This is a genomic window from Luteibacter sp., from assembly GCF_036500425.1.
GTDB lineage: Bacteria > Pseudomonadota > Gammaproteobacteria > Xanthomonadales > Rhodanobacteraceae > Luteibacter.
The window spans coordinates 20,283-28,813 of sequence record NZ_DASYCB010000033.1 but is presented as its reverse complement, the minus strand read 5'-3'; the positions used below and the strand labels follow the sequence as shown (position 1 = coordinate 28,813).

Here is an 8,531-nt window from a genome sequence, read left to right as displayed (position 1 = left end):
ACATTGATATTCCTGCTCGCCTGCGCAACGCTGCTGCCGTATTCGTTGTATGCAGTGACCAGCGCGGGCCACGGCGAACCGGTCACGATCACCGTGCTCGTCGCGCTGCTGGTCTGCCTGATTCCGACGACGATCGGCGGGCTGCTCTCGGCGATCGGCATCGCCGGCATGGATCGGGTCACCCGCTTCAACGTGCTGGCCATGAGTGGACGGGCGGTCGAGGCGGCCGGCGACGTCGACACGCTGCTGCTCGACAAGACCGGCACGATCACCCTGGGCAACCGCCAGGCGGTGGCGTTCCATCCGGCACCGGGTATCGAAGAGCGCGAACTGGCCGAAGCCGCCGATCTTGCGTCGCGGGCGGATGAAACGCCGGAAGGTCGCAGCATCGTGGTGCTGGCGGAGTCGATGTTCAGCATCGCTGGCCGTCCGCGCCGCGAGGAAGCGCGCGCCGTGTTCGTGCCGTTCACCGCACAGACCCGCATGAGCGGTGTGGATGTGGGTACACGGCACATTCGAAAGGGCGCGATGGATGCGGTGGAGCGTTACCTCGATGAGCAGGATAGCCATATGCCGCCGCTGGTACGCCGCATGGCGGAAGATGTCGCCCGCCGTGGCGCCACGCCACTGATCGTCGTCGATGGCGCGCTGACCCTGGGCGTCGTCGAGCTCAAGGACATCGTGAAGGATGGCATCAAGGAGCGCTTCGCCGAGATGCGCCGCATGGGTATCCGCACGGTGATGATCACGGGCGATAACCCGTTGACCGCCGCTGCGATCGCTGCCGAAGCCGGTGTGGATGATTTCCTCGCCGAAGCGACGCCGGAAGCGAAGCTGAAGCTCATCCGCGATATGCAGGCCGAGAACCGCCTGGTGGCGATGTGCGGTGACGGCACCAACGATGCGCCGGCACTGGCGCAGGCCGATGTCGCGGTCGCCATGAACAGCGGTACGCAGGCGGCGAAGGAAGCCGGCAACATGGTCGACCTGGATTCGAACCCCACCAAGCTGATCGAGGTGGTGGCGATCGGCAAGCAGATGCTGATCACGCGTGGCGCGTTGACCACATTCTCGATCTCCAACGATATCGCCAAGTACTTCGCGATCATCCCGGCCGCGTTCGCAACGACCTACCCGGCGTTGAACGCGTTGAACATCATGCACCTGGCGACCCCGCAGAGCGCGATCCTGTCGGCGGTGATCTTCAATGCGCTGATCATCATTTTCCTGATCCCGCTCGCGCTGAAGGGCGTCGCTTACCGCGCGCTCGGCGCTGCGGCGTTGCTCCGCCGCAACCTGCTCGTCTACGGCCTGGGCGGCGTCATCGTGCCATTCATCGGCATCAAGCTCATCGACATGTTGCTGGTCCTGTGCGGACTGGCCTGAACCGAGGTCACCCCATGCATACCGTGAAACTTACCGTGCTGATTGACGACCCAGGCGACATCGACATGGAAGTGCGTGTCATCGCCCCTGATAACGGCGGGGTCGCCGCAACCTCCGGTGTCGCGACGTTCAAACCCCGTGCCGCCGTTGCAGCACGTAACGCCAGGGACGACGACTACGTCCTGGGCGGCTACGCCGGCATCTGATCCACCCTCCACACACACTCACACAAGGCGTCCCGCAAGGGACGGTTTACGATGCGCACCACTCGCTATGCCTATCTCGCCGCCCTGCTCGCGGTTGCCCCGGTCTCGCAGGCGCTCGCCGCCAGCAGTGACGATTGCTCCCAGGGGTTCGCTACCCGCCTCGCCGCCGCTTACCGCGAAGACGCCCAACCGGCCGATCCCAATGCAGAGGCGCCGGCACGCCGCGCCATGCCCTCGCCGTTCCCGTCACCGCCGTTCCCCTCGGCGGAATGGCAGCTAGGTGGCGTGGCGTATCCCATTGGCGTGCCGAACCTGAATTCCCAGTACCCGCTGGAGAAGGCCATGGCCTGCAACGCGCTGGGCAAGTGGATGAAGGACAACCGCATCGAGGTCTATGGCTGGATCAATCCGTCGGTGAACCTCAGCAGCTCGGCGAACACCAACTACCCGCTCTCCTATGCGACGCGGCCGAACCGGGTCGAGTTCAACCAGGCCCTGTTGCGTATCGAGCGGATCCCCGACACGGTGCAGACCGACCATCTCGACTGGGGCTTCCACCTCGATAACCTCTACGGTTATGACTACCACTACACAACCATGAAGGGTGTCTTCAGCAACCAGCTGCTGAACAACCCGCGCGCCAGCCAGCCCTTGAACGGCAAGACCTACGGCTACGACCCGATGCTGTTCTACGGGGATATCTATATTCCGTGGGTGGCCGAGGGCATGGTCGTTCGCATCGGCCGTTATCTCTCGCTGCCGGACATCGAGGCACAGTTCTCGCCGAACAACTACCTGGTCACGCACTCGGTCCTGTACACGGCCGACCCGTACACCCAGATGGGCGTAATGACCACCACCCGCCTGAGCCAGCAGTGGACCGTGCAGCTCGGCATCAACGGCAGCAACGATACCGCCGTGTGGAACCATAGCGCGCGGCCCACGTTGCAAGCGTGCGTGCGCTGGGTATCGGCGGATAACAACGACATGCTGTATCCGTGCGTGAACAACTGGAATACATCGGACTACAACTACAACAACGTGCAGATGTACGTCGCCACCTGGGGCCACCGCTTTAGCGAGAAGGTGCACATCCTCACCGAGGGTTACTGGATGTACGGCCGTAACATCTCGGGGTTCGGCCCGGATGGCGAACCCGGTGTGGTCGGCTCCTCGCCGTTCCCTGGCAAGGCGGCGGAATATGGCGTCGTCAACTACATCAACGTCGAGATGAGTGCGTCGAACATGCTCTCGTTCCGCAACGAGTGGTACAACGACCAAAAGGGCCAGCGCACCGGTTACGCGACGCGCTACACCACGCACACGCTCGGCATGACGCACTGGGTCAGCCCTGATCTGGAGATCCGTCCCGAGGTGCGTTACGAACGCTCGTACGATGTCGACGCGTATGACCACGGTAACAAGGGTTACCAGCTCACGGCGCTTGTCGACGCCATCTGGCATTACTGAGGCCCGGCCATGACCACCCTGCTGCGCAATGCGCTTGTACTCCTCCTGTTGCTTACCGCCGTCACGGGCGTTGCCTATCCCGTGGTGGTCGGCGGGCTCGGCCACCTGCTTTTTTCGCACGAGGCGCAGGGAAGCCTGATCGAGAAAGACGGGAAGGTCGTCGGCTCGTCCTTGATCGGGCAAAACTTTACGGCGCCCGGCTATTTCTGGGGCCGGCCTTCCGCCACGACGCCCGATCCGTACAACGCAGGGGCATCCAGCGGATCGAACCAGGGTCCGTCGAACCCGGCCCTGACCGATGCGGCGAAGCAACGCATCGCAGCACTGCGTGCGGCGGACCCGGGCAACACCGCGCCGGTACCGGTCGATCTGGTGACGGCCTCCGGCAGTGGCCTGGATCCGGAGATCAGCCCGGCGGCGGCCGAGTATCAGGTAAGCCGCGTGGCCACGGCCCGGCGCCTGGCGCCGGCGAAGGTGCGCGAGCTGGTCGCGGCCAACACGAAAGCCCGCCAGCTTGGCGTCCTCGGCGAGCCGCGTGTCAATGTGCTTGAGCTGAATCTTGCGCTGGATCAGGCCTCGCGGTAACCGTGAATCGCGCGCAAGCGCGCTCCTACAGGGTTGCTACGACCTTGTAGGAGCGCGCTTGCGCGCGATCGGTTCCGCGACACGCTTCCACCCCCGCCACCCTGTATTGTTCGCCTTATGACCGACACCCGCGACGCGCGCGCCGACGCTTTGCTCAATACCGTGAAGGATGACGGCGGGCAACGCCTGAAAATCTTCCTCGGCGCGGCACCGGGCGTGGGCAAGACCTACGCCATGCTCTCGGCCGCGCGCGAGCTGCGTCGGCAGGGCATCGACGTGGTGATCGGCTTCGTGGAAACGCACGGCCGCACCGAGACTGCGGCTTTGCTGGAAGGCATGGAGGTACTGGCGACACGCACCGTGCCCTACGCCGGGCGCGAGTTCCAGGAGTTCGACCTGGATGCCGCGCTCGCCCGCAAACCGGCCGTGCTCGTCGTCGACGAACTGCCTCACACCAACCTGCCGGGCGGCCGTCACACGCGCCGCTGGCAGGACATCGCCGACCTGCTCGATGCCGGGATCGAGGTGTATACGGCGCTTAACGTGCAGCACCTGGAAAGCCTGAATGACCAGGTGCGCCGGATCACCAACGTTACGGTGCGGGAAACGGTGCCGGATGCTTTTCTCGACCGTGCCCGCGATATCGTCCTGATCGATCTGCCGCCCCGCGAGCTGATCACCCGCCTGAAACAGGGCAAGGTCTACGTGCCGGAAACCGCGGCGGTCGCACTGGATGCGTTCTTCTCGCCTACCAACCTTGCCGCCCTCCGCGAGCTCGCGGTGGAAACCGTGGCCCACCATGTCGATAGCGACCTGCGCGAACACATGCTGGCCCGCGGTGGTGCCATGCCGGTGCGCCGGCGGACCATGGCCGCGATCGATGGCCATGCGCAAAGCGAATACCTCGTGCGCATGACCCGGCGCATCGCCGAACGGCGGGGTGGCCCCTGGAGCGTGCTCTTCGTCGATACCGGCAACGTGGATAGCGAGCGCCGTGCGCGAGTCGATGCGGCGATGCGCCTGGCCCGTCGCCTCGGCGGCGAGGCGGTGATCCTGCGTGGCCACGCGATCGCCGATGAACTGCTGGCCTGGGCCGATCGCGAAGGCGTCGGCCAGATCGTCGTAGGTCGTACGCGTGAGCGACCGATCGCGCGACGGCTCGGCTTCTCGCTGACCCAACGGCTGTTACGCCGTGGCGCACACCTTGAGCTCACTATCGTCGCCACACCCGCGGAGCGTGCCCGTGCGCGCCACCGCCTGCGCTTCGCCGATGGCGGCGGCACCCGGCGCGAATACGCCTTCGCCACCGCGGCCACCGCCGTCGCCATGGCCCTGGCCTTCGTCGCTGATCGCTTCCTCTCGGTCGCGAACCTCTCCCTGATCTTCCTGACCGCGGTACTCATCGTCGCCGCGCGCACGCGCATGGCCGTGGCGGTGTACACGGCGCTCCTCAGCTTCCTCGGCTACAACTTCTTCTTCGCGCCGCCGCGTTACACGCTGGCGATCGCGAATGCCGATGACGTGCTGGCAGTGACGCTGTTCCTGGTCGCCGCCCTGGTCTGCAGCCGCCTGGCGACGCGCCTGGCGGGGCAGGTCCAGTCGCTGCGCGCCGCCCAGGTGCGGGGGCGCGCGCTACTGGCGCTCGGCCAGCAGCTGGCTACCAGCGCCGACGCCGAAGGCATCCACAGCGCGGGCGCGCGTGCGCTGGCCCGTGCGCTCGACGCCGAAGTCGCCGTGCTGGCGCGCGATGTCGGTGCGGATCTGCAGGTGGTTACGTCATCACCGGACGCCTTCGCACTCAGCACGCAGGATCGTGCCGCCGCCGATTGGTGCGAAGCCCACGCCGAGCCGGCAGGGCGCTTCACCGATACGCTCAACGGCGCCTCGTGCTGGATGCTGCCGCTGGGTACCGAGCAGCGCCGCGCGGGCGTCGCCGCCCTGCGCTTCCCGTTGAACGCCCGCGAACCGGACGCCGACCGCCGTAGCCTCGCCCTGGCGATGGTCGAAGACATGGCCCAGGCCCTGGAGCGCGCCCGCCTCGCCGCAGAGCTCGAAAGCGCCCGCGTGCAGGGCGAAACCGAGCGCCTGCGCAGTGCCCTGCTCTCTTCCGTCTCGCACGACCTGCGCTCGCCGCTCGCCTCGATGATCGGCTCGGCTGGCACCCTGCTCAGTTACGACGCCCAGCTACCCGCCGGTGAACGGCATGAACTGCTCGAAGCGATCCTTGGCGAAGGCCAGCGCCTCGACCGCTACATCCAGAACCTGCTCGACATGACCCGGCTCGGCCACGGCACGCTCAAGCTCAACCGGGACTGGGTGGACGCGGGCGAAATCGTCGCCGCCGCCGTATCGCGGTTGCGCAAGCTGTTCCCCGAGACGCGCGTGGACATGCATCTCCCGCACGAGACCGTCCTGCTCCACGTCCACCCGGCGCTGATTGAGCAGGCGCTGTTCAACATTCTCGAGAACGCGGCCCGCTTCTCGCCCCCAGGTGAACCGGTGCGTGTGATCGTGCGCACCGAGGCGGGCCGCTTGCTGATCGATGTCGCAGATCGTGGCCCGGGCATCCCCGAGGAGGAGCGGTCGCAGATCTTCGATATGTTCTATTCGGTGTCGCGCGGCGACCGTGGCAAACAGGGCACGGGCCTGGGCCTGGCGATCTGTCGCGGCATGGTCGGCGCGCACGGCGGCAGCGTAGAGGCCTTGCCCCACGCCGGCCAAGGCACGACCATCCGGGTCTCGCTGCCGTTGCCGCCGCCACCCGACGAACCTGCATGAACCCCTCCGCCCCGCGTGTCCTGGTCATCGACGATGAAGCGCAGATCCGCCGCTTCCTCGATATCGGACTGCGCGCGGAGGGTTACCAGGTGGTGCTCGCCGCGACCGGCGCGGAAGGTCTTGGCATGGCCGCCACGCAATCGCCTGATGTGGTCGTGCTCGATATCGGCCTGCCCGACATGGAGGGCCACGAGGTGCTACGGGAGCTGCGCATGTGGAGCCAGGTACCCGTGGTGATGCTCTCGGTGCGCGATGCGGAGACCGAGAAAGTAAAGGCGCTGGATATCGGCGCCAATGACTACGTCACCAAGCCCTTCGGCATCCAGGAGCTCATGGCGCGGCTGCGCGTGCTCTTGCGGCAAAGCGCGAAAGCCGGACAAGCCGAAGCACCGGTGCGGTATGACGACGGCGCACTCGTCGTCGACCTTGCGCGCCGCGAAGTCGTCCTCGAAGGGGCGCCGATCGCCTTGACCCGCAAGGAGTTCGCGGTACTCGCGATGCTGGTGCGCCACCCTGGCCGCGTCGTGAGCCAGCAGCAGATCCTTCGCGATATCTGGGGCCCGACCCACGTCCAGGACACGCATTACCTGCGCATCGTCATGGGCAAGCTACGCCAGAAGCTAGGCGACGACGCGGCTACACCCCGCTGGCTGAAGACCGAACCCGGCGTCGGCTACCGCTTCCCAGCCCACTAACCACCCCGTTGTAGGAGCGCGCTTGCGCGCGATGGGTGCTCGCGGCAGGGCCCATCGCGCGCAAGCGCGCTCCTACAAGGGGTGTGACGAGGATCACGGGCGGTGAAATTGGCCGAATTTCTCAGAATAGTCTGATTTCAATCCGTGCCCTGGCGCTTCAGGCTTTTCGGCCCATGTGCCTGTTGGAGCCCATCCATGCGCCGTATCACCGCCTTCGTGCTTTGCCTCAGCGTCTCACCTGTGTTCGCCGCGACGCAGTGCACCGACGAGCGCTACGAATTCGGCAACCACCGGTTCCCTTCACACGAGGAGGCGATGGCGCAGTGCGTCCGGGATGAGGCGGAGATGACCAGCGCGGAGACCGGCACGTATGAACACTCTGCCGGCTGCCATGACATTGGCGAAACCGGCGAGCACGAAGGCTGGACTTACGGCCGCGTCGCGGTCGAGGTCGTCGCCCGCGACAGCGGTGAGCCCTACACCTTCGAAGGCCTGTGGATGTGCAAACCGCTGGAGTGATCTCCTCGCAGCCTACCGTGGGAGCTCACCCTGTGAGCGACGCCGTTCGCGACAACCCCGCCTAAACCGCAGCCGCCTGCCGCGACAGATACCGCCCAGGCGTATCCCCAAACGCCTTGCGGAACATCGCGACAAAGGCACTCGGCGTGGCATAACCCAATGAATCCGCGATCGTTGCCACCGGCTCACCTTCGGCCAGGCGCTCCAGCGCACGGGTCAGGCGTGCGGTCTGCCGCCACTGCGCCACGCTGCATTGGGTTTCCTCACGAAAGAGGCGGGTCAACGTGCGTACCGACAGGCCTGCCCAGGCCGCCCAGTCATCGATGCTCCGGGTGTCTTCAGGATGTTCGACCATGGCCATCGCCACACGGCGCAGCCGGCGGTCGGTCGGCATGGGCAGGTGCATCGGCTCGACCGGCGCATGGCGGATTTCATCCAGCAGGACGGCAAGCAGGCGCTCACGCTCCGGAGTCATCGGCGCATCCGGCGCCCAGGTGGCGGCACGCTTGACGACGGCGCGGAACACATCGTCAACGCCGACGACGCAGGCGTAGTCCGGCAACCCCTTCGCCGTATCCGGCGCGATGAAGACACCCCAGGCCCGGGTCAGACCCGAAATACTCACGGTATGCATCAAGCCGGGCGGCATCCAGCCCGCGCGGTGAGGCGGGAGCAGGTAGGTGCCGCGATCGGTTCGCGTCACCACAAGGCCTTGTTCAACATAGAAAAACTGGCCGCGTACGTGCGAGTGCCACTCGGTCTCTTCCACCGCCATTTCGCGCTCTGCCGCATACGCGATCAGCGCGGGGCCCTCGGCCATCTCAAGCAAATCATGGAGTGCGTCTTTTTCCATTTTGGCCCGATCTCGACATTAATTGGCCTTATAACGATA

8 protein-coding genes are annotated in these 8,531 nt (G+C 65.9%); 7 read left to right on the top strand and 1 reads right to left on the bottom strand.

Features of this window, described 5'->3' with window-relative positions:
- The 7 genes from kdpB to VGN46_RS08260 all read left to right on the top strand — a co-directional run.
- Positions 1–1,386, top strand: a 1,386-nt coding sequence (gene kdpB / locus VGN46_RS08290; protein WP_331642607.1) for a potassium-transporting ATPase subunit KdpB, incomplete at its 5' end; no start/stop codon positions are given.
- A 14-nt stretch (positions 1,387–1,400) separates the two neighbouring features.
- Entirely contained in the window at positions 1,401–1,592 is a 192-nt protein-coding gene (locus tag VGN46_RS08285) for a hypothetical protein (RefSeq protein ID WP_331642605.1), read from the top strand.
- A 51-nt stretch (positions 1,593–1,643) separates the two neighbouring features.
- Entirely contained in the window at positions 1,644–3,062 is a 1,419-nt protein-coding gene (locus VGN46_RS08280) for an outer membrane beta-barrel protein (RefSeq protein WP_331642603.1), read from the top strand.
- Positions 3,063–3,071: 9 nt separating this feature from the next.
- Positions 3,072–3,647 carry a potassium-transporting ATPase subunit KdpC gene (gene kdpC, locus VGN46_RS08275; RefSeq protein WP_331642601.1) on the top strand — a complete coding sequence of 192 codons (576 nt, stop codon included), beginning with the start codon at positions 3,072–3,074 and terminating at the stop codon, positions 3,645–3,647.
- 117 nt (positions 3,648–3,764) lie between these two features.
- Positions 3,765–6,425 (top strand): sensor histidine kinase KdpD, encoded by a 2,661-nt coding sequence (locus tag VGN46_RS08270; protein WP_331642599.1) that lies wholly within the window; start codon positions 3,765–3,767, stop codon positions 6,423–6,425.
- The gene (locus tag VGN46_RS08265) at positions 6,422–7,120 is read left to right on the top strand and encodes a response regulator transcription factor (RefSeq protein WP_331642597.1); all 699 of its coding nucleotides are present in this window, start codon (positions 6,422–6,424) and stop codon (positions 7,118–7,120) included. The genes VGN46_RS08270 and VGN46_RS08265 overlap by 4 nt, the downstream gene beginning before the upstream one ends.
- A gap of 195 nt (positions 7,121–7,315) precedes the next feature.
- Positions 7,316–7,639, top strand: a complete 324-nt coding sequence (locus VGN46_RS08260; protein ID WP_331642595.1) for a hypothetical protein — start codon at positions 7,316–7,318, stop codon at positions 7,637–7,639.
- Between the two features lie 61 nt (positions 7,640–7,700).
- Here VGN46_RS08260 and VGN46_RS08255 read toward each other — a convergent pair whose 3' ends face one another.
- Entirely contained in the window at positions 7,701–8,492 is a 792-nt protein-coding gene (locus VGN46_RS08255) for a helix-turn-helix transcriptional regulator (protein WP_331642593.1), read from the bottom strand.
- Positions 8,493–8,531: the final 39 nt, after the last annotated feature.